Source organism: Bulleidia sp. zg-1006 (assembly GCF_016812035.1).
In the GTDB taxonomy this organism is placed as follows: Bacteria; Bacillota_I; Bacilli_A; order Erysipelotrichales; family Erysipelotrichaceae; genus Bulleidia.
Genome location: NZ_CP069178.1, coordinates 281767 through 307102 on the forward strand (window position 1 = coordinate 281767; position 25336 = coordinate 307102).

Consider the following 25336-nt stretch of genomic DNA (forward strand, 5'->3'; position numbering starts at 1 on the left):
TCAGAGTGAAACACTTATTTATTGACAAAAAAATCACATATTTTAAAATAAAAAAAGTATTTGAGGAGGAAAAATGATGAAGAAAGTGTTAACGGCTGTTATATCAGTTGCCTTATTGGCTGGCTGTTCAAGTACTGCCAACAAAAAACCGGAAGTTAAGAAATTGAAGGTTGGTATTGGTTCCGTTTCTAATTTGAAACCAAAGGAATTAAAGGATAATCAAGGTTCTGTTCAATTTAGTACAACCATCGCCACAGTTGCTTTAGAAGGAGATGTTATCAAGTATTTAAACTTTGATGTTGCTCAAAACACATCAACCTTTGATGGCACAGGTAAATTTACATCCAATCATACCGAAACACCAACGAAGAAGGAAAAGAAAGATGACTATGGTATGAAGAAAGCTTCTAAGATTGGTAAAGAGTGGTATGAACAAGCTGAATCTCTTGAAAAATGGGCGATTGGAAAGAAGGTTTCCGACTTCAAGAATATGAAGACAAAGAAAGATGACCATGGCACAAAAGTAGCTGAAACGGATTTACAAACAGGAGTAACTGTTCGTGTGGATGATTTCTTAGCCAGCTTTGATAAAGCAGTAAATGCGGCGGTTGAGGTGGAAGGGGTTACCCAAGTCGCAAGTGCAAGCTCAACAAAGATGGAAAATAAAGATGCGAAAAGTACTCGTTCTAATGTAACCTATGCAGCTTTGGCTTTGGATAAAGATAATAAGATTGTTTTAGCTTTAACAGACGTTGCTCAAAACACCGTAAAAGTAACGAATAAGGGTGCTTTTGATGGTGAAGTAAAGCCCGAACAAACTAAGCTTGAAAAGAAGGATGCTTATGGCATGAAGAAGGCTTCTAAGATTGGTAAAGAATGGTATGAACAAAACGCAGCTTTGGATAAGTGGTTTGTTGGTAAGACGAAAGCTGATGTGGAAGGTATGAAGACGGAAGTTAAGAACAATCACGTTGTTTCAACGGATAAGGACCTTCTATCTGGGGCTACGATTGGTGTGGATGAATTCCAAAAGGCTATCGTAAAAGCGTTCGCAAATGTTAAAGAGGTTAAGTAACAGCTGATAAAGACTAGGTTAATTCCTAGTTTTTTTTCTGTTAAAAAGTCAGATAATTCGCTAAAATATAAGGGATGAAAAAAAGTATTGGATTTGGTATTTTTTTAGGCTTTTTACTAGCAGGCTTAGAACTATATTTATGGAAATTTCGTTTTTTAAGTACTTCTGTATTAGATATGTTTCTGTTTGTACTTATTGGTGGTTCACTTGTTCTATTAAGTGATTGGCTCAAAAAGTGGATAGAGAGAATTTATTTTCTACAAAGCACAATGGTGGTTGTCAGTACGATGATTGGTCTTTTCTTTGTGGTTTATATCAGTTATCGTTCCATTCAGTATTCTTTAGTTATATATTGGTTGATTTGGCATTTTGTGGAAATTCTTCTAATTTTTATCACAAACTTTTTACAAAAGAAAAGAGATACTTATGAACATTAAACCATTCCAAGAATACCCAAGAATGTCCTTGCAAAGAGATAATTATGTGATTTTAAATGGTCTATGGGACTTACAGATTTGTTCAAAAGGACAAGATCCGGTTGAAGATGGTTTTCAATCAATTCTTGTTCCGTTTGTGCCGGGAACCTCTGCTTCTTTATATCCTAAAAAGCCAAGGGAAAACGAGGTTCTTTGGTATCAACTTCAATTTGCGTATTTGCCTTGTGAAAAACAGACTTTTCTTCATTTTGAGGCGGTCGATCAAGATTGTGAAATTTACTTGAATGGTGTTCATTTAGGCAATCATCGAGGTAGCTATGATGCTTTTGAAGTGGATGTTTCTTCAGTCATCAAATATCAAAATATCCTTGTTGTTCGTGTAGAAGATAATGAATTATCGGCTTTTGGATACCAAAAAGACCATCCTTTTTCAGGAATCTATGGTTCGGTTTGGTTAGAAAATAGACCGATACATTGTGTAGATGAAGTTTATGTTGAGTACAAAGATAAAAGAGTGTTTGTTCATTTGAAAGGTGATTTTGAACAGGCGGCGATTATCATTACAGAAAAAGGGAAGCTCATTCATTCGGGTATTACCAATCAAAAAGTCTATGAAGTCGAAATGAAGCATCCACATTTATGGTCTTTGGAAGATCCTTTTTTGTATGATATCTATGTTCAGACAGAGGAAGACTTGGTCAAGAGTTATTTTGCCTTAAGAACTATTGAAAAGAAAAAAGGTAAGTTTTGTTTAAATGGGGAAGCCATGTGGATTAATGGTATTGTGGACGAAACTTGGTTAGAAAAGAGTGGACCAATTTGTGCTAGTGAGAAAGAAATGAAGGAACGTCTTTCGCAAATCAAAGCACTTGGTTTTCAAGCCATTCGTAAATACGGTACATTAGAAAGAAGCCGTTGGTTTTATCTATGCGATCAAATGGGTATTCTTGTGTTTCAAGATGTTCCGCAAAGTTTTCAAGAAGTTTCATCTCTTTTTGCATGGGGAAAGAAGGAAAGAAGTGAAAGTGAAAAGAAGGAGTATAGGCAAGAAACCTCTATTCTTTTCGAACAATACAAAACCCATCCTAGTTTAGTGGCCTGGATACTTTTCCCGGATGGTCATGGTGCTTTTGAACCGAAGAATTTAAAGGTAAATTGTTTGTGGGATATTTCCGAGGGACAAAGGCTGCTTAGTGGTGATTTTTGTTTGAATGGTCATTTGGATGCGAGTCGTATTTCCATTAAAACTATTGGCGGCCTAGGTTATTGGCAAGAAAGCCACCATGGCTTGGGTCATGCCCATAAACAGTATGGTGATAAGATTGATTGGAACCAAGCGATTGAAGATTTGTTAGAAGCACAAGTTGAAACAAGTGTCCAAAAAGGCTACGCCGGTTATTTCTATAAACGTTTTCAGGATTGTGGTCGTAAAAATGATGGTTTATTTAGTAAAGAAGCATCGGTAATAAAGGTGAATCCAAGGATATTTGAACAATGGAATCGTTATTTTAGGAGGTTGTATAAACATGAAAGATAAAATTGTGATTGCCCAAGCGTTTGCAGGGCAAGTGCGTATTCGTTCTCTTCATAGTACGAATTTAGTGGAAGAAGCACGTAAAAGTCACCATTTGATGGCCACATCAGCGGCAGCTCTTGGTCGAACATTAACGCTTACAGCTATTTTAGCTTCCGATTTAAAGAATCCAAAGGCGAAAGTGACAGCACTTTTTAATGGCGGTGGACCAATTGGAACGGTCTTAGCGCAAGGAGATGGGTCTGGGCATGTGCGTGGCTTTGTGAGTAATCCCAATATTTATTTGGTTCGTGAAGATGGTCATTTGGATGTTGGGGCGGCCATTGGTCAATCAGGAACTTTAAAAGTAACGAAAGACTTGGGTTTGAAAGAACCTTTTTCAGGTGTGGTGAATATTCAAAGTGGTGAAGTTGGTGATGATTTCGCTTATTATTTTGCGGTTTCTGAACAAACACCATCGATTGTTGGCGTAGGTGTATTGGTTAATCCGGAAGGAGATATTCGTGCTTCTGGAGGAATGATTTTTCAACTTATGCCGGGAGCTAGTGAAGAAACGATTTGTGCTTTGGAAGAAATTGCTCGTACGATGAAACCCATCACTGAATTGGTGGATGTAGGTTTAAGCCCGGAAGAAATGATTTATGCCTATATACCAGATGCACAAATTTTAGATGAAAAAGAAGTGGTGTGGAACTGTTCTTGTTCTAAGGAACATTATTTCCATGCTTTAACCACCTTAGCGGATAAGGACTTGCAAGAAATGATTAAGGAAGACCATGGGGCAGAAGTTACTTGTCAATTTTGTCATACAAAATATCAATTTAGTGAAGATGAATTAAAGGAAATAGTCCATGCAAAACAGTTGGAAAATCGCTGATGTTAAAATGGAAAGCCGTGTGATAGCGGCTCCTTTGGCCGGTATTTCTAATCCCGTGTATCGTTCTTTAATGCATCAATCAGGGGCAGGCTTGGTGGTATCGGAAATGATTTCTGACAAAGCCTTGCATTATAAAAGTGAGAAGACATTTAGGATGTGTGAAACTGTCGAGGATGAACATCCTGTTTCTTTACAGATATTTGGTTCGGATTTGGAAACCATGGCTGAAGCGGTAGAATATTTAAATGAACATAGTGATTGTGACATAATAGACATCAATATGGGTTGTCCTGTGCAAAAGATTATCAAATCACATGCCGGTTCGTATTTATTACAAGATCCACGGTTAGCACAAAAGGTAGCGAAAGCAGTTGTTGATCATTCTCACAAACCGGTAACGGTTAAAATCAGGTCGGGTTGGGACTTTCAGCACATCAATGCGGTGGAAGTGGCGAAAGGTTTAGAAGATGTAGGTGTTTCAGCCATTGCGGTTCATGGTCGAACGAGAAGTCAGATGTACAGTGGGAAAGTTGATTTGGATATTATTAAGCAAGTGAAAGAGGCGGTTTCTATTCCAGTCATCGGCAATGGGGATATTAGAACTGTTGCGGATGGGAAAAGAATGTTTGAGGAAACAGGTGTAGATGCGATTATGATTGGTCGAGGCTTACTTGGCCGCCCTTATTTTATGTCAGAAATGGTGGCGGCTTTAAAGGGGGAGAAATTCATTGAACCAAGTCTTTCGCAAAGACTTCATTTATTAGAAGAATACGCTGTTCGTTTATCCGCAAGAATGGGAGAAAGAAATGGGATGCAGATGATGAGGGGAATGGCGGCTTGGTATTTAACCGGAATGCCTAATTGTTCGCAAATTAAGAAAGCTGTTTCGAGCATTAACTCTTTAAATGATTTGCGGCTTATCTTAAAAGAATATGAGGAGAGCCTATAGTAAGTGGATCTTTTGGCATTTATAGAAATAATTGAATTGTTTTGATGGGAATAGAATGGTCAGCAGTAAATTCAAATGAATGGACTGCTTTTTAGTTAGGCAGTTGCGTTTTTAATTCAACTATTTTCCAGTACAATAAGAATATGAAAATTATTTTTTCTCCAAGCAAGAAAATGAAGATGGATGAAGATTTTCTTACTACCCAAAATCCTTTCTTCTTAAAAGAAGCGAATGAATTATTAGAAGCGATGAAATCATATTCCGATAAAGAAAGAAAAAAGATTTGGAATGTATCGGATGCTTTATTCCAAAGAACCAATCAAATGCTTTTAGAAACTAAATCGATGTCCGGTAAAACACCAGCTCTTTTTGCTTATCAAGGCTTAGCTTTCCAACATTTATCAGCGAATGCTTTAGGACAAAAGGAATTGGATTATTTAGAAGAACATTTGTGCATACTATCCGCTATGTATGGTGTTTTAAAACCAATGGATGCGGTGGTTTCCTATCGTCTGGAGATGCAAGCTTTTCTGCCAAGTGGAAGTCTTTATTCCTATTGGAAAATAAATTAAAAGAGTACTTTCAACAGGAAGAAATTATTAATGTAGCTTCAAAAGAATACAGCGATACCCTTTTAAAAGACTATGATGGGAAAGTAACCCATATCCTCTTTGGTCATTTAGAAAAAGGAAAACTTAAAACCAAAGGAACACTTGCGAAGATAGGAAGAGGCGACTTGATTTATTCCATGGCAGAAAGAAAAATCGAAGAAGTCAATAAATTAAGAAACAGCTTTGACCACTATTGGTATCGAGAAGATTTATCAGATGAAGAACACATTGTTTATTTATACGCATGATATTGTAAGTCGCAACTTAATTTCCTAGGAAATTTAACTATTTTTGATTAAAATAAATGTGATGGAAGATAACTATTTATTAGCTTTGTCGTTGCTTTATCGAAACACTAAAAAGTACTTTGACCATAGTCTATCCCAATATAATTTGGGTTGGGGTCAAGTACTTCCTTTACTTATGGTCAATGAACACGCTGGTATTACCATGCAAGAATTAACCCAAAGGTCGGTTGTGGATAAAGGAACAACCTCAAAGGTTGTACAAAACTTATTAGATAATGGCTATTTAAAAGTAAAAATTGATGAACAAGACCGTCGTGTAAAACATCTTTACACCACTTCCAAAGCATCAGATATCATTAGCTCCATCTATCATTATCGTCAAGAATATGGACAAAGTCTTGCTAAAGACGTTGATTTTTCACATTTTTTAGAAGAGCTGACGATTGTGATGAAGAATTCAGAAGCGAATGATAAAGAGGAAGATAAAGATTTCCAATCCTTACGCATTGGTAAATATAAAAATTTAGATTTAGGAAATTATCCCGATAAAGTAAGCGCCACTATTTATCTATCCGGTTGTAATTTAAAGTGTCCTTTTTGTAATCAAAAAGATTTGGTTTTCTTGCCCCAAGAAGCGAATTTATTAGATGTTACAGAAGTTTTAGAAGATTTAAAATCCAGAACAATTTTTTTGGAAGCAGTTTGTATCAGTGGTGGAGAACCTTGTCAACAAGAAGCCCTTATTCCTTTCTTAGTAGAAATTAAAAAGTTAGGCTTATCGGTTAAATTAGAAACCAATGGTACTTTTCCCTATGTGTTAGAAAGTCTTATACAAAGAAAACTAGTGGATTACATCCAACTTGATTGGAAAAATGCAAGTCGGAAAATACCGGAAACTGTTGGTTTGTTGGCAAGGGATGTTCCTATCCGGCGCATGAAAGAAAGCTTGAAATTGGTACAATGTTCGGGAATTCCCTATGAAATCCATACCACTTTAGTGAAAGCTTTCCATGGTAAAAAAGATGTAAAACAAATGTATAAAGAATTAGAAGGCGATAAGCATTGGAAGTTGTATCCATTTAGACAAAGCAATCAAGTGATTCAAAAAGACTTAGTGGAGTGGAGTGAAGAAGAATGGGAGAAGATAAGTCATGTGGAAAGTTAGAAAAAGAGATAATAGCTTAACCGAGTTTGAGGTAGATAAAATCAAAGTTGCCATTAAAAAAGCTTTTCATGGCTCGAAAAAAAGGGTTCCTTCTTCGGTATTAGATTTAATTGCGATACGAGCAGTGGCTGATTTTGAAGATAAAATTGCGGACGATGTGATTAGTGTTGAAGATATTCAAGACAGTGTGGAACATGTGTTAGCGGAATGTGGTTATTCCGAAGTGGCGAAAGCCTATATTTTATATCGCCGTGAACATGAACGCTTGCGTGAAATTGAAGAGGCGAACCATCAGTATTTAAAAGATATTGAACGCTATTTAGAGGGGAATCAAGAAAATACCATTGGTGGTTTAATCTTAAATAACTCAGCTTCCTTAACCGAACTATATTGGTTAGAGGATATTTACGACCGTAGTATTCGAGAGGCGGTTCATAAAGGCACATTAGAAATCGGTGGTATGGAGATGATGGCTCCTTACGCTTGTATTTGGGATTTGAATTTACTATTAAAAAAAGGAATTTTGCCAGTGCAAGGAAAGGTAGGTACTTTACCAGCTAAACATTTAAGCACCGCTTGTTCACATATCACCAACTTTATCGGCATTATCCAAAATGAATGGGTGAGTGTACAAGGTTTTGAACACATAGATACCTTACTAGCTCCTTTTGTGCGTCAAGATGAATTAAGCTATGCTGAAATTAAACAATCGATTCAAACCCTGGTATATGGTTTAAATGTTCCTTCTCGTTGGGGCGGAAAAGCTCCTTTTAGCCATTTTGCCTTTGATGGTCGTATTCCCGAAAAATTTATTCATCAAGAAGTGTTTATCGCTGGTAAGAAAATGACATTTGTTTATGGAGATTTAGAAAAAGAAGCGGGGAAAATCCGTCAAGCTTTCTATGAAGTTTTATTAGAAGGTGATGGCGAAGGAAAACCATTTGCGTATCCATGGATAACAGTCAATTATTTGGAAGAGAAGGTGCTTGATTTATTAAAGAAAGACCAATGTTTATTTTGGCGAACAATGCCTCAAGATGTGGATAGCCAAATGATTAGCGGCAAAGTGAGTATTTCATTTGACAAGGAAACTTGGAAAGAAAAATTGACCTTAGCTCATAAAGCTTTATTAACCCAACAAATTATTCTTGATAAATTGACTGAAAATGGTCTGTATCCATATAGTAAAGCCTATGGTTTACCTGATAAAAAAATCGCGAAAATTTGTTGGAAGAATGTGTCGCTTGAACAAGCAACGGATTTAATAGAGCTATTGCAGGAAGAAAAAGAAGTCCTTGAAAAAGAAGGCATCTACATGGAATTTATTCCTGAAAAAGAAATAGATATTATGAAAGGTTTTGCTTTACAAGAAAAAACACAAAGTTTGGATGGTCTTGGGAAGCTACAATCCATCGATTTACCAGAAGAAATGAGTGATAAGGATATTTTGCATTATCTATCAAAAATTCAAAAAACCTATCATCTACGTCTTCTTGGCTTCCATTTAAAGTGAAAAATGAGCGAATAAAGGACAATGATTGGAAGGCTCTTGCCCCACATAATCCTTTTTTATTTTCTTAATATCAAGAAGTTTTAATTGACGAAGTAAAATTTGATCAACAGCTTCTTGCTTATAACGGGCAGAACCAAACTTCCCTCGTAAGGTACTACCTAGAGCTTGTGGGCGTATCCAAGTAGATTCCAAGTAAGAAAGTGTTTTTCCGGATAAGGTAGTATTCATGTCTCCACATAGAATAGTTGGTCCTTTAGGAAGAAGGGATAAAAGAATATGAAGTTGTTCATATCGAACGCTTTCAAACCCTGCATCTAAATGTGTATTCGCAATGTTGAATTGTTTACCTTGTTCATTTTGAAGCGTAACGATGGTTACAATTCTTGGGAATTGCGATAGAAGCAATTTCGATCCTTTTTTCGTTGGTGTTTTGGATAACCAAAGGGTTTGATAGTTTGACACTTTAAAATGGTTTTTATGAATGAAAATGAGATTGGCTTCATTCCTAATAAAACTATGCCGGTATTCACCAAAAACTTGGTAGTCTTTTCCTAGTGGTTTTAGAGATTGACGCATGGTTCTTGTGTATTCCTGCACGCAAAGGATATCGGGTTTATATTCGTCTAAACAGGCTAAAATAGCTGGTAAGCGACGAGAAAAGCGTTTAGAGCCAAATGGATAAACAACATCAGATAATAAGTTAAAAGTCATAATAGAATACTTTTTCATGCCATGATTATACTAGAAAACAAAAAGAAAGACAGCTAATCACTTTGTTTGACATATACCCCTATGGGTATATAGTAATATCTATAAGAGGACCATATATGAAATGTCACGCACACGAATATAAACAAAGAAGTGAAGCAGAAAAGAAGGCTTTATTAATGCGCTTGCATCGAATTGAAGGACAAATTAGAGGTATTGAGAAGATGGTGGATGAGGATCAATATTGCCCTAATATTGTTATGCAAGTATCCGCTGTTTCATCAGCCTTAAATAGCTTTTCTAAAGAACTAATGGCAAGTCATATTCAAACTTGTGTAGTGGAAGATCTTCGTGAAGGAAATGAAGAAAGTATTCAAGAACTTGTGAAGATGATTCAAAAGTTAATGAAGTAGGAGGTTGTATGGAAAATTATCAAGTAAAAGGGATGAGTTGTGCAGCTTGTCAAGCAACGGTTGAAAAAGCTGTTAAAAAAGTTCCGGGTGTTCAATCTTGTTCGGTTTCTTTATTGACTAATTCTATGGTGGTTGAAGGAAATGTTTCGCATCAAGATATTGAAAAAGCAGTGGAAAAAGCTGGCTATCAAGCTATTTCAAATAGTCATACAGATGTTAAAACAAAGGGGAATGAACTATCGGAAGAAGAAACGCCTAAGTTAATGAAACGCTTTGTACTATCGTTAGGGGTCATTTTAGTTTTAATGTATTTCAGTATGGGCTATATGATGTTTCATTGGCCTCTACCTTCTTTTTTCAATGAAAACTATATGGCTTTGGGTTTGGTGCAAGCCATTTTGGCACTTGTGGTAATGGTGATTAATCGTTCTTTCTTCGTATCAGGATGGAAATCACTGATTCATTTAACACCAAATATGGATACCTTAGTTACCCTAGGCTCGGGGATTTCATACCTTTGGTCGATTGGTATTTTATTTCGCATGACAGTCACACCGACATTGGAACAAATGACTTTAGCGCATCATCAATATTATTTTGAATCAGCTGCGATGATTTTGGTTTTTATTGTCTTAGGGAAAACATTAGAAGCTTATTCCAAAGGAAAAACAACCAACGCTTTAAAATCTCTCATTCAACTAAGTCCAAATGAAGCTCGTTTGTTTATGAATGGGGAAGAAAAAATGGTTTCCATTGAAGAAGTAAAGGTCAATGATTGTATCTTAGTGAAGGCCGGTGAAAAGATTGCTGTAGATGGTATTGTTTTACAGGGACAAGCAACGGTGGACGAGAGTGCTTTAACGGGTGAAAGCTTACCAGTAGATAAAAAGGAAGGGGATGTTGTCAAATCCGCAACCATCAATCGAACTGGATACATGGTCATTCGAGCCACGCAAGTGGGTAAGGATACCAGTTTGGCGCAAATTATTCAACTGGTGAAAGAAGCTTCCATGACAAAAGCTCCAATTGCTAAAATTGCGGATAAGATTTCCTCTATCTTTGTACCAACCATCTTAGTAATTTCACTTCTCGTGTTCTTTATTTGGTTCATTTGGACTAAGGATGTTAGCTTATCCATGCAACATGCCGTATCGGTCATGGTGATTGCTTGTCCATGTGCCCTTGGTCTAGCAACGCCAGTAGCGATTATGGTGGGTAGTGGTGTTGGTTTCCAAAATGGCTTATTGTTTAAAACTTCTGAATCCTTGGAAGAAATGAGTAAGATGGATATTATTGCTTTGGATAAGACAGGAACAATCACTAAAGGACAGCCACAAGTGGTAGAGGTCTTTGAAGAAAACTCTGAATTATGGTCACTTGCGTACGCCTTAGAAGCAAAAAGTGAACATCCTTTTGCGAAAGCCATTGTCGAAAAAGCACGTGAAAAAAAGATAAATTTACAAGAGGTGGAACAATTTAAAACCGTCGTTGGGCATGGCTTAAAAGCTTATGTGAAGGGCAAAGAGATTGTGGGTGGTTCTTATAGTTATATTTCTTCTTTGACTTCATTGAGTGAAACACAAAAAGAAGATTTGGAAGTACAAGCTAAGATGGGTAGAACGCCATTATTGTTCATACAAAATGGAATGTATCTAGGATCTATTATTGTAGCTGATCCAATCAAAGAAGATTCTAAGCAGGCTATTAAAATCCTACAACAATCCGGTCGTGAAGTGGTGATGATTACAGGCGATCAAGAAGCTACCGCACAAGCAATTGGTAAGCAAGCCGGTGTTCAACACGTAATTTCAGGCGTTTTACCAGATGAAAAAGAACAAGTTATTTCTTGGCTAAAGCGGTTTGGGAAAGTGGCGATGGTTGGTGATGGTATTAACGATGCACCAGCTTTAACGGACGCAAATTTAGGCTTAGCAATTGGAGCCGGTACGGATGTAGCGATAGATGCGGCGGATATTGTGTTAAGCCAATCGCATTTATCAGAAGTGGTACAAGCTATTTATTTAAGTGAAAAGACAGTCCAAACCATCCATGAAAATTTATTTTGGGCTTTTATATATAATTTGGTGTTAGTGCCATCCGCAGCAGGATTTATTCCCGGAGTTGCGATTGAACCAATGTGGGCTGCAGCAGCTATGGCATTAAGCTCTGTCACTGTGGTATTAAATGCCTTAAGATTAAATTATGTTAGGATTACCCGTCAGCCGAAGAATAAGAAAAGAGTAGAGGTTCAATGGATGGAATGGAAAAGAAAGAAGGAAAGTAAAATGAAAAAGATTGTAAAAGTAGAAGGTATGATGTGTGAACATTGTGAAATGAGCGTTAAGAAAGCCTTGGAAAAAATTGATGGAGTAGAAAGCGCTGTTGTATCTCATGAAAAAGGGATTGCAGAGGTATCTTTATCAAAGGATGTTCCGAGTGAAGCCTTTCAAAAGGCAATTGAAGAAAAGGAGTATGAGTTCAAAGGAGTGGAAAATGTTTAAGACAACCATTCAAATAGAGGGAATGGCTTGTTCAATGTGTGAAAGCCATATTCAAGATGCACTTCGTCGTTTAGGATCTGTTTCAAAGGTTAAAGCAAGTCGAAAAAAGAAAGAAGCTTGTTTTGTCTCAGAAGAAGCGTTGGATCCAAAGTTAATTCAAAAGGCAATTGAAGATTCGGGCTATGAGTTCAAGGGTATTTCAACAAAGGTGTATGAAAAGAAAAAACTTTGGTTCTTTTAGAAGGTGGTGATAGCCATCTTTTTATTTGGAAATTAAAAAGGCGAGAAGCTTTGATGTGTCCCCCAAAAGTTAGACCAAAATCTAACGATAGGGAGGTCGGTACAGCTTCTAGTCCTTTAAAAATCACAGGTATCCGGATTAATGTTAGCAGGACCATAATTTTGAATTCCATCCAGAAATTTAATATCTTCTTTCGCTAATTGAAAAGAATGTAACTGAGAATAATCTTCCATTTCATTCAAATCATTGCTTTGAACAAGTGGAAGTACATCCTTATCCAATAAATAACGAGCACAAATCATCCGAGTAGACACATGATATTTATTCGCGAATATCTGAATTTCCTTTGCTTTTAGGATAGCTTCATGGTTAGGCGGTAGAAAGCCAATGGTTTGAATGCCATGAAGTTTTGCACAATCCAAGTTATTCTCAAAAGGAAAGCCGGGATAAAAGCGAGCCTGGTTGACCATTGGGGCAATATTTGAAAACTCTAAGTATTCTTCAATGTGATGGGCTTGGCAATTACCAATACCAATCGCATGCACCTTTCCACTTCGGTATAAATCTTCCAAAGCAAACCAAGTTTCCTTTTCAGTATACAAATGGTTTTTTCTAAATTCCAAAGGATTCGGCCAGTTGATTAAGAACAAATCAATGTAGTCGGTTTTAAAAATCTTTAATAAATGACCAAAATAACGTTTTACACCATTAGTGCCATGGTCATGATTGCCAAGTTTGGCGGTTAAGAATAAATCATCACGATGAACATGGCTTTCTTCAATCGCCTTTTGAATGAGTGGAAAATACGTCGAATCTGATGGTAAATCAAGATGACGGAAACCGAAGGTAAGAGCCTTTAAAACATCCTTATAAATGGAATTTGCTCTTGTATGATCAATGCGGTAACCAGGGTATGGAATAATAATTCCATTATGTAAATTTGTGATTCGGAATGCGGTTTTCATGTCTCTATTATAGCCTTGTTTTTAGTTGAAAACCGTTTCAAGTAAAAGGAAAATATTTACCGCCTGTTATCATGCTTGAGCGATAGGATAAAGACAGAAAGAGAGGACGTTTTATGGTAGTCAAATCTATATTTCAAGCCAACAGTCGCATTCAATTAGACAAGTTATCCACCTTCGAATTGTACGAATTATTTTCAAAAGAGAATAATTGGCAGGAGCTAGCAAAAGTTGATTGGCCAAAGTTTGAAAAAAGGATGAAAATTCATGCTTTAAAATATGAAGTTTTGCTTGCAAATAGGTTGTGGGTTGTTTTATAATAATCAAGCAATCCACAGATGGTTCCTTAGCTCAGTTGGCAGAGCAACTGACTCTTAATCAGTGGGTCGTCGGTTCGAGCCCGACAGGAACCACTTACTAGCACAATCGTTAGGTTGTGTTTTTAATTTGTATTGAATGTTGTTTGATAATGAAATGAGATAAAATAGGTGGATATATTAGTCGAATACATTGAAAAATGGATAGCACCAATGATAAATGAGTATATAGAAAGTTTGTAGTCCGTGAAGCAATAGGTGGAAGAAAAGGCAAAGAGAGAAAACAACAAGTCGATGTTTACTTTAACTTCATAGGCAACTGTCATGTGTCGCCAAAAGCTAATATAGAAAAATGGCTTAAAAACGGTAAAAATTCTAAGCAAAGTGATTGAGAATGCTGTAAAAAAGGTATAATATGATGACATAAAAATAGATGGAGGTAAAGCACATGAACAATGAAAAGGTTATGAAAGGTCTTCAAGTGATAATTACAAATTTATCCCAACAGGCAGATGGACATATAATCCAGGCAAGAGTTTTTGCGAGTCAGGGTTTTAGCAAATTGGCAGATAAATATGCAGAGCATGCAGTAGAAGAGCGAGGATATGTTCAGCAGTGCATAGATAGACTTATAGATTTAGGTGGAGATGTAAAACTTGAAGCAAAGCAAGAAGCAGTAGTTTACAAAAATCCAATTGAATGGATTAAATATGATTTGCAAGTTTCTAAGGATGGACTTGCTTGGCTTGCATCTTTGACTGAGGAAGCAAGAGGAGATTACACAACATATGATATTTTGAAAAAGTATTATCAGGACGAAGAAGAAGATGCATACTGGGCTGAAGAGCAGTTAGAGTTGATTGAAATGATTGGAAAAGAAAATTGGCTTGTTCAACAGCTGTAAAAGTGTACTAACAGTTAGAAATTACAACTAAATACAAAGCTATAACATAGCAATTCAAAAACAGTCAATCAATCAGTAAAGTGAACCCCAAAAGTTGGACAAACCAATAAAGGAGGTTCATTTTTTGTTGTGGAAAAACTTACAAGAGAACAGAAAATAGAATTCTATCACAAAAGGAATTGGTTAATTCAATTCCTTTTGTACATAAACTTGATTATTATCATCAATTTCCTTTAATTCAACATGAACGATTTCTTTTTTAGAAGTCGGGATATTTTTGCCAATATAATCCGGTCGGATTGGTAACTCTCGATGCCCACGATCAATTAGAATAGCTAATTGAATGGAAATCGGTCTTCCTACATCAAAGATAGCATCAATTGCGGCTCGCACTGTTCTTCCAGTGTATAAAACATCATCCACAAGGATAATGGTATGGTTTTTTAAAGAAACAGGGATTTGACAAGATTTTGTTCGAGGACCATTTTTGATTTCACTCAAATCATCACGATATAAAGTAATGTCAATTTCTCCTACAGGTACATTCACATCAACAAATTTCTTAAGTTTTTTTGCCAAACGTTTAGCCAAAGGAACGCCCCTTCTTTTAATTCCTAATAGAGCAATATTCTCTAAACCATCATTCTTTTCGATGATTTCATGTGCTAAACGACTTAAAGAGCGATCCATTTGGTTTTCATCCATAATTTGTATAATTTTACCCATGATTACCTCACATTTCTATTTTATCTGAAAATGACTTAATTTAGAAAAAGATTTCGCTGAAAAAAAGAAAGCTTATGTAGTAGTATGAAGTTATTAGAAAACTGTATCTTAGCGGATGGAAAAATATTCCCTGAAAATATTTTAAAAGTAGATGATTTTCTAGCAACAGGGTAAGCCACATCGGGGTAATAGCTATTTGTGAATAGTCTAAGGCAGAGATTGTTAGTTTGGGTATTGGAATTGAAAAGGTCTTTCCAGGTGGTGAAAATACCATTCGTGAAAAGGATATGATGTGTATTCTTTAGTAAAATAGCCCACTTTGAGGATGGGGAAATTATCTGTGTAGTTGAATGATAAATAAAAAATCTTTTTACTCCCAGTCTATTTAGGTCTTTGTCAAAAAGCCTACTTTCATTAGCTGGTAGACTTTTAATCTTTTTTTCATCAACATAATATACTTTAAAGTTATTAAAGAAAAAGCTTAAAATGTCATTCTTCTCAGTATTTTATGAATATTTTCTATTGTTTATCCGTGTATTTCAGCGTCATTCCAAAAAAAATATATATAATTAAAAAACCAGTATTTAACTGGTTTTTCGAACACTAACAGATGTTAGCGAAATAGAAAGATATGCCGATAATCGGAATCGAACCAACGACCTACTCATTACGAATGAGTTGCTCTACCGACTGAGCTATATCGGCGTACTTAGTAATGATACTGAAAAACAAAAAAGATTTCAATCATTACAAAACATTTTGAAGGAATACAGTGTAGAGAATTAATTAATAGCTAATGATACAATAAAGCTATTGAGAGGGAGGATTTCGTTATGAGTAATGACCATTTTGAACAATTAGAGATAAAAACGACTATCAAAGAAGAAAAAGAAGGCTATTACCAGTTTGAAGATACTATTTTTTATGGTAATAAAGGTGGTATGTTGGCAGATGTTGGTACTATCAATGGCTTGACTGTGACAGATTTAAAATACGATGAAAACGAAGTTCTTTGGCATAAGGTGGATGGTACTTTAAGTAATCCGATTGAAATGAAGGTAGATCGTGAAACACGCTATATGAATACAAGCGTCCAAACTTTATTTCATGCGATGGATGGCTATTATCGCCGAAAAGAAGGTAAATATATCATTGCGATTGGTGTACAAGCTATGAATCAATGGTATGAAGTCAATGAAACGGTGGATGAAGAAGAATTAAAGAATATTCAAGCGTATATGGATGAAGTGATTTGGGATGATATTCCAGTTGAATTTTCTTATGTGCCAGGAAAGGATTATCCAGATTCTCATTACCAACATTTAAATCTTGTTCGTGTTGTTAAAATAGGGGATTATGACGAGCAACCATGCGGCACTCTTCATGTCAATCATACTGGTGAAATAGGTTCGGCAGTGGTTTTAGGAGCGGAGAAAACCTCCCGTGGTACAAGAGTTCTATGTACAGTTGGACCGGCAACGAAGCAACGTTTTCAGTTGGAACATCAATATCTAATGGAAGCTAGTAGGCAAGCCGGCGTGAAAGAAAATGAACTAAAAGACCGTATTGAAAAGTTACAAAATGACTTAAAAGAAAAGAATAAGAGCGAACAAACTTGGAAAGAAAAAGTCTTAGCTTTTGAATTAGAAAAAGTAAAAAAGACGAATGAAAAAGTGATTGAAATAGACGGCTTTACAAGTAAAGAGTTAGCTTCTTTCTTAAATCCTTTATTGACTGATAATCGTGAAATAGCTTTTGTATCAAAGCTGAATAATCAAGTTCATGTGGCTTTGGGGTCAAGCAATGGAAACGCGAGAGTTTATTTAAGGAGCATCCAGGAAAGTATGATGATTCGTGGTGGTGGATCATTGAAACTGGTCAGTTTCCAATGTGAAGAAGCGATTGAATCAGTTATCGATAAATTAAAGGAAGTTCTAGGTTGAACTTCCTTTTCTTATGTATGTTAGTGAGCGATAAGGGACTCGAACCCATGACCCCTTCCACGTCAAGGAAGTGCTCTCCCAGCTGAGCTAATCACTCATTAAGAAGTTATGAATCACTTCTTGTTTTCTTTATTTGAAAATTCACAAATCAGCCATTTGTTGTCAACTTTTTCAACTGAAAGTTTCGTTGAAAAGTTAGAGAAAGTAGCATAAGTTTCCAATGTATCAACGGTTTCTTGTAAGTCTTTAATAAGTATAGAAGCCATCATCTTCTTGGCCTCATTCTCGCCTTTCTCTGTCCAAGTCTTAATGAAATTATTTCTTTGGGAATTAAATTTCTTTTGGAATACCTCTAAAACAGTATCCAATTCTTTAACGCCTTCAAAAGTAACGTCTATTACATAAACATCACCCTCTTTTTTGATTTCACCTATTTGATAAAACTTTATCATTTTATCTAACAATTGATGGAAAATTGTTTTCAATTGCGTTTTTTGTTCTATAGTGAAAGTAAAAATATTGCCACCTAAGCCATCTGTATTTAAAGCTTGATTGATTGTATCAATCATCTTACTAGCTTCTTTTGTCATGAACTTTTTACAGTTATCATAATCTCCCTTATCAAAGGATTGTAGAAATTTTTCCGTAATCGCTTGTACTTCTTTCTTTTCGGATGAACCATTATTGCAAGCAAAAAGACTAATTGAAACGACTAAAACAAACAAGATTTTAACAATTTTCTTCATGATATTCTCCCTTGCTTTATTTTAGCAGAAGTAGCACTAAAATTGACATTTTCATCCATTTCATCAAGAATTAGACCGCAAGGAGAAAAGTGATGAAAAAAATAGCGTATATCGGAGCGGGACCTTCTGCTTTACTTGGAGCACAGGCTTTATTAAATAAAGGGGATTATCAAATATCCATTTATGATAAAAATAATCGTTCAGGAGGAGCTGCTTACACAGGTATTCCATCTTGGCGTTTTAGCTTAGCTTTTATAGATAGAGTTGAAAAAGAATTAAAAGAGAAGGGAACTCAGTTTTACTATAATGTCGAAGTAGGAAAAGATATTCCTTTTGCGAAGCTTCGTGAAGAAAATGATGTGGTGGTTGTAGCGATTGGTGCTCAGATTGAAAATTTAGCAGGCTTTGAAGCAGGGAATGGCTACGAAGCAGGGTTGACTTTGTTATATAACCTAAATATTTTGCATCAAGAAAAGGATTACCAAGAAAAGTACCAAAGTGCAATTGTTTGGGGTGGTGGCAATGTGGCGATGGATTGTTGCCGAAGCTTGAAAAGAATTTTGCCGGATGTGCAACTTTTGTACCGTCGTTCACAAGACGAAATGCCTGCTAGTAAAGGAGAAGTAAAGGACGCTGTAAAAGAAGGTGTTGTTTTCCATTACCTTGAAAATATTGCGGATATTGTTCGGGATGTGAAGGGGTCTGTGACAGGTGTTCAAGCGGACACGATGGTTCTTGGCGAAAAAGATGAAAGCGGTCGAGCTTCTGTGCATGTGCAAGAAGGTTCGAAACATTTCATTCCAGCAGATTTGGTGGTTGCGGCTGTTGGTCAAAAGGTTGACTTCTCTGTTTTGGATGAGGGGTTAAAGACTTTATCAAAATCAGAACATAAGACCAATTTAGAAGGGGTCTTTGTTTGTGGAGATGCTTTGTATGGTCCAGCTATGATTGGTAACGCAATAAAAGATGGAAAAGCTTGTAGTGAAGAGGTGTTTGAATATTTAAGTCAAGGGCATTAAGCCCTTTTGTTTTATGAATTCAATAATTTATTAAAGAATTTATACTGTAAAAAATTGCAAAGCAAATAGAGGATATATTATAATAAAAAAGAGGAGGTTTGGATGGAAAAAGTATATAAAAGAAATCTTATGGCTGTAATGCTTAATTTAATCATTATGGTGTTTGCGGTCGTTTTTGTTTTTTTATTTGTGGGGTATTTTGGTGGTTCAAAGGCTGGGTTTATTGCGTCCGGCATTGCTTTATTGCTTGCTTTAACAATGATTTATAAGGAAAGTCGAATTAAGGTTGTTGTTCACGATAACGATTTTTCAGTCTATGATGGAAAAAAAGCTTATCATTATAATCTTGATGAAGTTTCTATTCAATCAAAATCGGCTGATTATCAAACATTCTCTATATGTTACTACTATAAATGGAGAAAAAGATTATTTTGATTTATCTATGCTAGGGTATCGGCGATTTCATGAACTATTAGAAGATTTAGGCATCATTGGTGAAAAAAGTAAGGCTATTCAACTCACAGATGAAAAAGAAAAAATGTAGTTTTGATAGGTATCATAAAAAGAAAGGAGAGTAAAAAATGGAACCACACATCATTGCATTAATCGTAGGAGGCACTTTGGTTTTAGGGGCTGTTATTAGCTTCATCTCCATGAAAGTCAATCAGAATTCAAGAGAAAATTGGTTGGCAACGCATTCGGATTTTGCAAAAATCGAGCTTGCTTCAGAGAATGGTATTTTTATACAAAAGGATTTTCATGCACAAGTTATTAGTGGCGAAGCGGCGTTTTTTGCTGAAGGCACAAAATACATAATTTATGCAGCACCAGGGAACGTCACTCTAGAGGTTAGCTATACTTACATAAGACCTGGTGTATTGTACAAAAAGGTTAGTAGGACTTGGGGACCAACGAAAGTTGAAATTCAAGTAGAAAGTGGAAAAGAATATAAGTTGAGCTTTGATAAAGACAAAGAGCAATTTAAACTCACCAGTAAGTAGAAAAGGGTTGCCATTTTTAAAAATGGCAGTCTTTTTAACTTTACAGATGAATAGAAATTCGTTAAAATGGTAGGCACGCGGATATGGCGGAATTGGAAGACGCGCTAGACTTAGAATCTAGTTCCTCGGAGTGCAGGTTCGACCCCTGTTATCCGCATTTAATATAAAAACCCCAGTAAAATGGGGCTTTTTTCATTCTATGGACGGATTAATTCTTATATTCATTATTATATTCATTAATTTTTTTGATTAATTGTTCTTCTGAATTTCTTGACAAGTGAGTATAAGTTTTTAAAGTTTGTTCTATTGTTGCATGTCCTAATCTTTTTGAGACAGCCACAATATTAATTCCTTCGCTAATTAGCCAAGTGTCGTGACTATGTCGTAAATCGTATACACGTATTTTTTGAACACCTGATTCAGAAATAGCTTTTTTAAAAACACTTTCTATCATTGAAGGATAGGTTCGAACTGTCGCTAAAGGATTAACCTCATAGGGACAGAGAAAATCATAAAAACTTGGAAAGGAGGTAATTCTCATGTCAAATACGAAAAGAATAGGACAGACAGCCCTTTATGAGCGTTTAAGTCGAGATGATGAAATGCAAGGAGAAAGCAATTCCATCACCAATCAAAAACAACTACTTGAAAGTTATGCGAAAAGAAACGGCTTTGTAAATATCTATCACTATACCGATGACGGAGTAAGCGGAACAACCTTTGATAGAGAGGGATTTCAAAAGATGATAAAAGCAGTAGAAGAAAACAAAGTATCTACTGTGATAGTAAAAGATATGAGTAGGTTTGGCAGAGATTACCTCAAAGTAGGCTTTTACACCGAAATACTTTTCAAAGAAAAGGGAGTAAGGTTTATCGCCATCAATAACGGAATAGACAGTGAAAAACAAGCAGAAAGCGATTTTACCCCATTTCTAAACATTATGAACGAATGGTATGCGAGAGATACCTCAAGAAAAATACAATCTATCTTCAGAGCAAGAATGGAAGAGGGTAAAAGAGTATCCCCAAGCGTTCCATACGGCTATTACAGAAACCCTAAGAATAAACAGGAGCTACTTGTCGATAAAGAGAGTTCAAAGGTCGTAAAACGCATTTATAGGCTTGTTATAGAGGGATATGGAGTAACACAGATAGCAGATATACTAACCAAAGATAAAGTCCTTATACCGTCAGCCTATGCAGAAATACATTACCCTGAAAATAATCATAGCTCAAAGAAAAGAGGAATAGAAGACCCGTATTTTTGGACACCGACCACAGTAGGATATATCTTAGAAAAAAGAGAATACATGGGACATACCGTACTTGGTAAAACAATATGCCTTGATTACAAAACTAAGAAGCGAAGAAAGGCAAAAGAAGATGAACTCATTATCTTCCAAAATACCCATGAAGCTATCATTGACGAAGAAACATGGAATAATGCTCAAAGGCTAAGAAAGACAGTAAGAAGAAGTCCAAAGTACGGGACAACCTCACACCCATTTACAGGACTTTTAATCTGTGCAGATTGTGGAGGTAAATTAAGCTACAGAGAGCCGGCAGAACATAAAGAAAAGAAATACGATAGTGATTACTCTTTTGTATGTCAACATTACAGACACAGAAAAGGCACTTGCAGTATGCACTATATCAAAGTAAAAACAGTGAATGAAATACTCTTAAAATCAATCAAAGAAATAACCGACTTTGCAAAAGAAGAAAAGCAAGAATTTCTAAAAGTGATGAACAAGCTATCCGATGAAAAACGAGAAGAAAAGTATCAAGAAGATAAAGAGAAATTAGAAAAACTGTCATCAAGAAATGAAGAACTAACAACCCTCATTACAAAGCTATACGAAGACCATGCTCTTGGAAAAATACCTGTAAAACACTTTGACAGATTGTTTAATATCTATGATACGGAGCAACAAGACTTAGAAAAGCAAATACAGTATTTTGAAAATGAAATAGAAAGCTACCATCAGAGAAAAGTTGACACCGATAAATTCCTAAAAATGATAGAAAAGTATACCGATATTGAGGAATTGACAGTACCAATGATAAATGAGTATATAGAAAAAGTAGTAGTCCATGAAGCCACAGGAGGAAGAAAAGGCAAATATAGAAAACAACAAGTTGATGTGTACTTTAACTTTATAGGTAACTGTCAAGTGCCAGAGAAAGTAGATATGGAAAAAATGGCTTAAAAATGGTATAATATCATTAAATATTTAGAAAGATAAATTTGCTTTGATTTCTATCTTAAATAAATAGAGTTATAAATAAGTTTAAGGAAATGATATACTGGTAGTCAATTTTGGTGTGGAATTTGATTTCACAGTTGAAAGTCGAGGAAAAATGTGAAAGTCAATATGAATATTATTGTTGGCGGAACGGATGATATGTTAATAGATATATTATCTGTCGCAAGAACAGTAAGAAAAGAAATGAAAATTTTTTTTGAAAGCATTGAGATAGAGGCATTGCAGAAGATGGATATTTGCCTTTGTTTTAGCGGAAATATATCAAAATATTATTCGGAATCGGGAATTTATCAGCCAAGATATTATTTTACAACCAAGAAATTTGTTGTATATGTTCATTTCTGCTCTAATGAGTGGACTTCTAATAGGGAAGAAAATTTAAGTAAGTTTCTTAAAATTTATAAGAATTATCTTTTGGAGCTCTCGAATACCATTAAGAAGAAAATGGCGAATCGTAAGTCTGATTTTGATAATGAGTGTTATGAGGATATGATTAGAAGAGTTTTTGAAAATTTGGAAATATATGTTTGATAGTTAAATAGTTAAATTTTAAATTTGTAAGGGAGAAATGCTTTTAATGAGTGAAAATATCGTTACTGATTTGAAACAATGTTTGATTCAACTAATTGAACATTTACACAATGAAAATATTATTAAAGATATTAGCGTAGAGGATTTGAATTGTCAAACATTTAATCATCTTGTGATTTTATTAAGAGATAAGCTCAAGGAAGAATATCCAAAAATAAAGCTAAAACCAATCATGAAAAGTGTTCATTATGCAAATGGTTTTAGCGATTTGTCTTTGAAAGAAAGTGCTTTTGTACTTGATGAGGTTGAACAGTATCTCTGTATCAATAAATTTCTTAATCACGATAAATCAGTTGAATATTTTAATAATAGGATTACAGCTAATGGATTTGAAATAAATCCAGAAAATTTGCTTTTGGTTATGATAGAAAGTTTGTTATGTTGCAAGAAGGAATTTAATTGAAGTATATTGCTAAATTGTAGAAATTTAGAAAAAATTTTCAGTTTGTCGAGATGAAATAAGTAAATAAAAATAATAATATATCAACTTACGAAACAGTAAATCACAAAGGTTTACTGTTTTTTCTTTGCCTAAAAACAGAAAGAAGGGAAAACAGAAAATGAAAAATATAGATGAAAAAATTTTAATGACAGAAGAAGAAATCAAGCAGTTACAAAACAAAAGAAAAAAGCTCATCAGTCAGCAGAAACAGGAAGAAAGAAAAAAGAGAGATAGACGGCTTTATGAAAAAGGAGGAGTCTTTGAAAGTATATTTACTGAAAGCAAAGACTTTAGCAAAGATGAATTTTATCAGCTAATCACATTCCCAAATATCAAAGAAATAATCAATCAAAAAATCTTAAAAATCATAGAGGAACGAGAACAAAGCGAAAATCAAAATACAGAAAACCAAGAGAAAGAAATGGACACAGAGGAATAGTCCCTTGTTTACAAGGGCGCACTTATACACCCTAAAGGGTGTGTGCGTTCTCCGAAGGTTCTTAGCAGAGGGCATATCAGCTAACGCTGATACAGGGGAGCTACACTCCCCTACGGAAATAAATTTCCTACCCCTTGTGTACTTCCCAAAAGAAATCGGATAAAGGCTATCCGATTTTTTTAGGAAGTCTTATCTATCGCCACCATATCCATATAAGAAAAAAAGAGGAGGTTTTTAGCTATGGCGATATACCATCTTTGCATAAAGATTATCTCAAGAGGAAAAGGCAAAAGTGCGGTAGCAGCTTCCGCCTATCGAAGTGGCGAAAAGATAAAAAATGAATATGACGGCATAGTCCATGACTTTACAAGAAAAGGCGGAATAGCCCATACAGAAATCCTATTACCACAAAATGCACCACAGGAATTTATAAACCGTTCTGCCTTATGGAACAGTGTGGAAAAAATAGAAAAACAAACAGGAAGATTTTTATAATGAGCATACGGCGGAGCTTATTCTATTTGAAAGTGCAAGGAAACATCTCAAAGAGCATTTAGGAGAAAACAAGACCTTAAATATATCCAAATGGAAATCGGAACTTACCACTTTGAAGAAAGATAAAAAGAGCCTACATAGTCAAATATTAGAAATACGAGAAGAAGTAGAACAGGCTGAAAAAGTTAAGACCTGTATAGAGCAGTTACAGGAACAAGAAAAACAACTATCACAGGTAAAGAGGAACGAGTTAGACCTATAAAACTTGGCTTAAATATGGTACAATATTGTAAATGTTAAGTAAAACAAATTAGTATTTATAAAAGGGGTATACCAAATGACTTTAATTGAATATATACGAAAGAGAAACGAAATGACAAGGCAAGAATGGGAAGATACCTTTGAGAAAGAGGAGATTGAAGTTCTTGCTTTGATACAGAAGACGAGAGGAGCAGGCAAGAGAAACGGCTTTTGGGAAGCCCAAGTTAATTTTCTAGCTTATGTAGATTGCAAAACAAGGGAATTATACAAGGATGAGGGATGGCTGGTCTATCCTGTTAGCGATGAGGAATATGAAAAAAATCGTATTCTCGATCGATTTAAGAATGAAACGATTTATCGCTTAAAGGTACGGATGAAAAAGCAGGAAGATGTTCCTGAGGGCATTACCAAGTCTGCAAGGAATCGACTGCTTGTAACAGAAATTCTTGAAGAAAGTGTATCTTGTATGCCACTGGAAGAAATTCTCACGGAATACAACAAGCCGATTATTTTGCAAGATAAAATTTTAGGAGAGCTGACTCTGAATAAAGAATTTAGTTGGTTTGAGGGTAATGTTTCATGGCAGGGTGAAAGGATAGAGATTTTACTCGAAGTAAACAAGGATAATAAGAGCAACTGGACAAAGGCAAGAAACGCCATGAAGAATTTGTTATCAGAACAGGAAAAATGGGATAAAGAAATGCGCCGATTTGCGGCAAATAAGCTCACTACTCTTGCATGTGAATGGCGTGATTCGGCAGATGAGCCGATTCCAGAAATTACGGAGCAGAGCTTTTCAGAGCGAATTACGCTCGAGAGCATATCAATAACCTCGGGAGGTTCTTTTTCCGCCTATTTCGATGATGACTATATGTTTTTTGGACATTGTGTTACAGTACGTGGCAGTTTGAAAAAGGGAATTGTATCGGCGGATATGGAGGGATAATCCGT

26 protein-coding genes, 4 tRNA genes and 3 pseudogenes are annotated in these 25336 nt (G+C 35.6%); 26 read left to right on the plus strand and 7 right to left on the minus strand.

Features of this window, described 5'->3' with window-relative positions:
• Nucleotides 1–73: 73 nt before the first annotated feature.
• The 8 genes and pseudogenes from JOS54_RS01455 to nrdD all read left to right on the plus strand — a co-directional run bounded on the left by JOS54_RS01455 (nt 74) and on the right by nrdD (nt 8409).
• Nucleotides 74–1075, plus strand: a complete 1002-nt coding sequence (locus JOS54_RS01455) for a hypothetical protein (protein WP_203245307.1) — start codon at nt 74–76, stop codon at nt 1073–1075.
• A 74-nt stretch (nt 1076–1149) separates the two neighbouring features.
• Complete coding sequence (locus tag JOS54_RS01460; protein WP_203245308.1) at nt 1150–1512, plus strand: hypothetical protein; 363 nt, start codon at nt 1150–1152, stop codon at nt 1510–1512.
• Nucleotides 1502–3049 carry a glycoside hydrolase family 2 protein gene (locus JOS54_RS01465; RefSeq protein ID WP_203245309.1) on the plus strand — a complete coding sequence of 516 codons (1548 nt, stop codon included), beginning with the start codon at nt 1502–1504 and terminating at the stop codon, nt 3047–3049. The genes JOS54_RS01460 and JOS54_RS01465 overlap by 11 nt, the downstream gene beginning before the upstream one ends.
• Nucleotides 3039–3923 carry an Hsp33 family molecular chaperone HslO gene (gene hslO / locus JOS54_RS01470; RefSeq protein ID WP_203245310.1) on the plus strand — a complete coding sequence of 295 codons (885 nt, stop codon included), beginning with the start codon at nt 3039–3041 and terminating at the stop codon, nt 3921–3923. Before JOS54_RS01465 ends, hslO begins: the two co-directional genes overlap by 11 nt.
• The gene (gene dusB, locus JOS54_RS01475; protein WP_203245311.1) at nt 3898–4872 is read left to right on the plus strand and encodes a tRNA dihydrouridine synthase DusB; all 975 of its coding nucleotides are present in this window, start codon (nt 3898–3900) and stop codon (nt 4870–4872) included. Before hslO ends, dusB begins: the two co-directional genes overlap by 26 nt.
• 179 nt (nt 4873–5051) lie before the next feature.
• Nucleotides 5052–5731, plus strand: a pseudogene (locus JOS54_RS07970) (YaaA family protein).
• A gap of 61 nt (nt 5732–5792) precedes the next feature.
• Nucleotides 5793–6896 (plus strand): anaerobic ribonucleoside-triphosphate reductase activating protein, encoded by a 1104-nt coding sequence (locus JOS54_RS01490; protein WP_203245314.1) that lies wholly within the window; start codon nt 5793–5795, stop codon nt 6894–6896.
• Complete coding sequence (gene nrdD / locus JOS54_RS01495; protein WP_203245315.1) at nt 6883–8409, plus strand: anaerobic ribonucleoside-triphosphate reductase; 1527 nt, start codon at nt 6883–6885, stop codon at nt 8407–8409. Before JOS54_RS01490 ends, nrdD begins: the two co-directional genes overlap by 14 nt.
• Here nrdD and JOS54_RS01500 read toward each other — a convergent pair.
• Nucleotides 8401–9138 (minus strand): endonuclease/exonuclease/phosphatase family protein, encoded by a 738-nt coding sequence (locus JOS54_RS01500; RefSeq protein WP_203245316.1) that lies wholly within the window; start codon nt 9136–9138, stop codon nt 8401–8403. The genes nrdD and JOS54_RS01500 overlap by 9 nt on opposite strands.
• Before the next feature lie 98 nt (nt 9139–9236).
• Here JOS54_RS01500 and JOS54_RS01505 point away from each other — a divergent pair, with 98 nt between their 5' ends.
• From JOS54_RS01505 to JOS54_RS01515, 3 genes are read left to right on the plus strand one after another with little or no spacing between them, the layout of a single operon-like run.
• Nucleotides 9237–9530 (plus strand): metal-sensing transcriptional repressor, encoded by a 294-nt coding sequence (locus tag JOS54_RS01505; protein WP_203245317.1) that lies wholly within the window; start codon nt 9237–9239, stop codon nt 9528–9530.
• Nucleotides 9531–9538: 8 nt separating this feature from the next.
• Complete coding sequence (locus tag JOS54_RS01510) at nt 9539–12031, plus strand: heavy metal translocating P-type ATPase (RefSeq protein WP_203245318.1); 2493 nt, start codon at nt 9539–9541, stop codon at nt 12029–12031.
• The gene (locus JOS54_RS01515; protein ID WP_203245319.1) at nt 12024–12272 is read left to right on the plus strand and encodes a heavy-metal-associated domain-containing protein; all 249 of its coding nucleotides are present in this window, start codon (nt 12024–12026) and stop codon (nt 12270–12272) included. Before JOS54_RS01510 ends, JOS54_RS01515 begins: the two co-directional genes overlap by 8 nt.
• A gap of 116 nt (nt 12273–12388) precedes the next feature.
• Here the strand turns inward: JOS54_RS01515 and JOS54_RS01520 are convergent, their stop codons facing one another.
• The gene (locus JOS54_RS01520; protein WP_203245320.1) at nt 12389–13237 is read right to left on the minus strand and encodes an aldo/keto reductase; all 849 of its coding nucleotides are present in this window, start codon (nt 13235–13237) and stop codon (nt 12389–12391) included.
• A gap of 113 nt (nt 13238–13350) precedes the next feature.
• Here JOS54_RS01520 and JOS54_RS01525 point away from each other — a divergent pair, with 113 nt between their 5' ends.
• The 4 genes and pseudogenes from JOS54_RS01525 to JOS54_RS01535 all read left to right on the plus strand — a co-directional run bounded on the left by JOS54_RS01525 (nt 13351) and on the right by JOS54_RS01535 (nt 14455).
• Nucleotides 13351–13554 carry a hypothetical protein gene (locus JOS54_RS01525; RefSeq protein ID WP_203245321.1) on the plus strand — a complete coding sequence of 68 codons (204 nt, stop codon included), beginning with the start codon at nt 13351–13353 and terminating at the stop codon, nt 13552–13554.
• Nucleotides 13555–13574: 20 nt separating this feature from the next.
• Nucleotides 13575–13647, plus strand: a tRNA-Lys gene (locus JOS54_RS01530).
• 96 nt (nt 13648–13743) lie between these two features.
• A pseudogene (locus JOS54_RS07975) lies at nt 13744–13943 on the plus strand (DUF4368 domain-containing protein); the annotation flags it as partial.
• A 56-nt stretch (nt 13944–13999) separates the two neighbouring features.
• Nucleotides 14000–14455, plus strand: coding sequence for a bacterioferritin (locus JOS54_RS01535; RefSeq protein WP_203245322.1), 456 nt, complete (start codon nt 14000–14002; stop codon nt 14453–14455).
• A 183-nt stretch (nt 14456–14638) separates the two neighbouring features.
• Here the strand turns inward: JOS54_RS01535 and pyrR are convergent, their stop codons facing one another.
• A complete protein-coding gene (gene pyrR / locus JOS54_RS01540; protein WP_203245323.1) occupies nt 14639–15181 on the minus strand; it encodes a bifunctional pyr operon transcriptional regulator/uracil phosphoribosyltransferase PyrR in 543 nt (180 codons plus the stop codon).
• Nucleotides 15182–15813: 632 nt separating this feature from the next.
• Nucleotides 15814–15886 (minus strand) — tRNA-Thr (locus JOS54_RS01545).
• Nucleotides 15887–16014: 128 nt separating this feature from the next.
• Here JOS54_RS01545 and JOS54_RS01550 point away from each other — a divergent pair.
• Entirely contained in the window at nt 16015–17124 is a 1110-nt protein-coding gene (locus JOS54_RS01550; protein WP_203245324.1) for a DHHA1 domain-containing protein, read from the plus strand.
• Between the two features lie 24 nt (nt 17125–17148).
• On the opposite strand, the gene JOS54_RS01555 is transcribed toward JOS54_RS01550, so the two are convergent.
• Together JOS54_RS01555 and JOS54_RS01560 are read right to left on the minus strand one after the other, a co-directional pair.
• Nucleotides 17149–17221, minus strand: a tRNA-Val gene (locus JOS54_RS01555).
• Between the two features lie 16 nt (nt 17222–17237).
• On the minus strand, nt 17238–17870 hold the full coding sequence (locus tag JOS54_RS01560; protein WP_203245325.1) for a hypothetical protein: 633 nt from the start codon (nt 17868–17870) through the stop codon (nt 17238–17240).
• A gap of 92 nt (nt 17871–17962) precedes the next feature.
• Here JOS54_RS01560 and JOS54_RS01565 point away from each other — a divergent pair, with 92 nt between their 5' ends.
• From JOS54_RS01565 to JOS54_RS01580, 4 genes are all read left to right on the plus strand, one after another.
• On the plus strand, nt 17963–18889 hold the full coding sequence (locus tag JOS54_RS01565) for an FAD-dependent oxidoreductase (RefSeq protein WP_203245326.1): 927 nt from the start codon (nt 17963–17965) through the stop codon (nt 18887–18889).
• A 102-nt stretch (nt 18890–18991) separates the two neighbouring features.
• Nucleotides 18992–19324 carry a hypothetical protein gene (locus JOS54_RS01570; protein ID WP_203245327.1) on the plus strand — a complete coding sequence of 111 codons (333 nt, stop codon included), beginning with the start codon at nt 18992–18994 and terminating at the stop codon, nt 19322–19324.
• Between the two features lie 146 nt (nt 19325–19470).
• Entirely contained in the window at nt 19471–19890 is a 420-nt protein-coding gene (locus JOS54_RS01575) for a hypothetical protein (protein WP_203245328.1), read from the plus strand.
• Nucleotides 19891–19967: 77 nt separating this feature from the next.
• Nucleotides 19968–20047: transfer RNA gene (locus JOS54_RS01580), tRNA-Leu, on the plus strand.
• A gap of 51 nt (nt 20048–20098) precedes the next feature.
• On the opposite strand, the gene JOS54_RS01585 is transcribed toward JOS54_RS01580, so the two are convergent.
• On the minus strand, nt 20099–20431 hold the full coding sequence (locus tag JOS54_RS01585) for a tyrosine-type recombinase/integrase (protein WP_255520669.1): 333 nt from the start codon (nt 20429–20431) through the stop codon (nt 20099–20101).
• On the opposite strand from JOS54_RS01585, the gene JOS54_RS01590 reads away from it, so the two are divergent.
• The 6 genes and pseudogenes from JOS54_RS01590 (at nt 20430) to JOS54_RS01615 (ending at nt 25331) form a co-directional block, all read left to right on the plus strand.
• Nucleotides 20430–22100 carry a recombinase family protein gene (locus JOS54_RS01590; protein ID WP_203245330.1) on the plus strand — a complete coding sequence of 557 codons (1671 nt, stop codon included), beginning with the start codon at nt 20430–20432 and terminating at the stop codon, nt 22098–22100. The two genes, JOS54_RS01585 and JOS54_RS01590, sit on opposite strands and share 2 nt — an antisense overlap.
• Nucleotides 22101–22265: 165 nt before the next feature.
• Nucleotides 22266–22688 (plus strand): Imm12 family immunity protein, encoded by a 423-nt coding sequence (locus JOS54_RS01595; RefSeq protein ID WP_203245331.1) that lies wholly within the window; start codon nt 22266–22268, stop codon nt 22686–22688.
• Between the two features lie 46 nt (nt 22689–22734).
• Complete coding sequence (locus tag JOS54_RS01600; protein ID WP_203245332.1) at nt 22735–23151, plus strand: hypothetical protein; 417 nt, start codon at nt 22735–22737, stop codon at nt 23149–23151.
• A gap of 157 nt (nt 23152–23308) precedes the next feature.
• Nucleotides 23309–23629, plus strand: a complete 321-nt coding sequence (locus JOS54_RS01605; RefSeq protein WP_203245333.1) for a DUF3847 domain-containing protein — start codon at nt 23309–23311, stop codon at nt 23627–23629.
• A gap of 240 nt (nt 23630–23869) precedes the next feature.
• Nucleotides 23870–24386 (plus strand): annotated as a pseudogene (locus JOS54_RS01610) (MobA/MobL family protein).
• Between the two features lie 75 nt (nt 24387–24461).
• Complete coding sequence (locus JOS54_RS01615) at nt 24462–25331, plus strand: DUF2262 domain-containing protein (RefSeq protein ID WP_203245334.1); 870 nt, start codon at nt 24462–24464, stop codon at nt 25329–25331.
• The last annotated feature ends 5 nt before the right edge of the window (nt 25332–25336 follow it).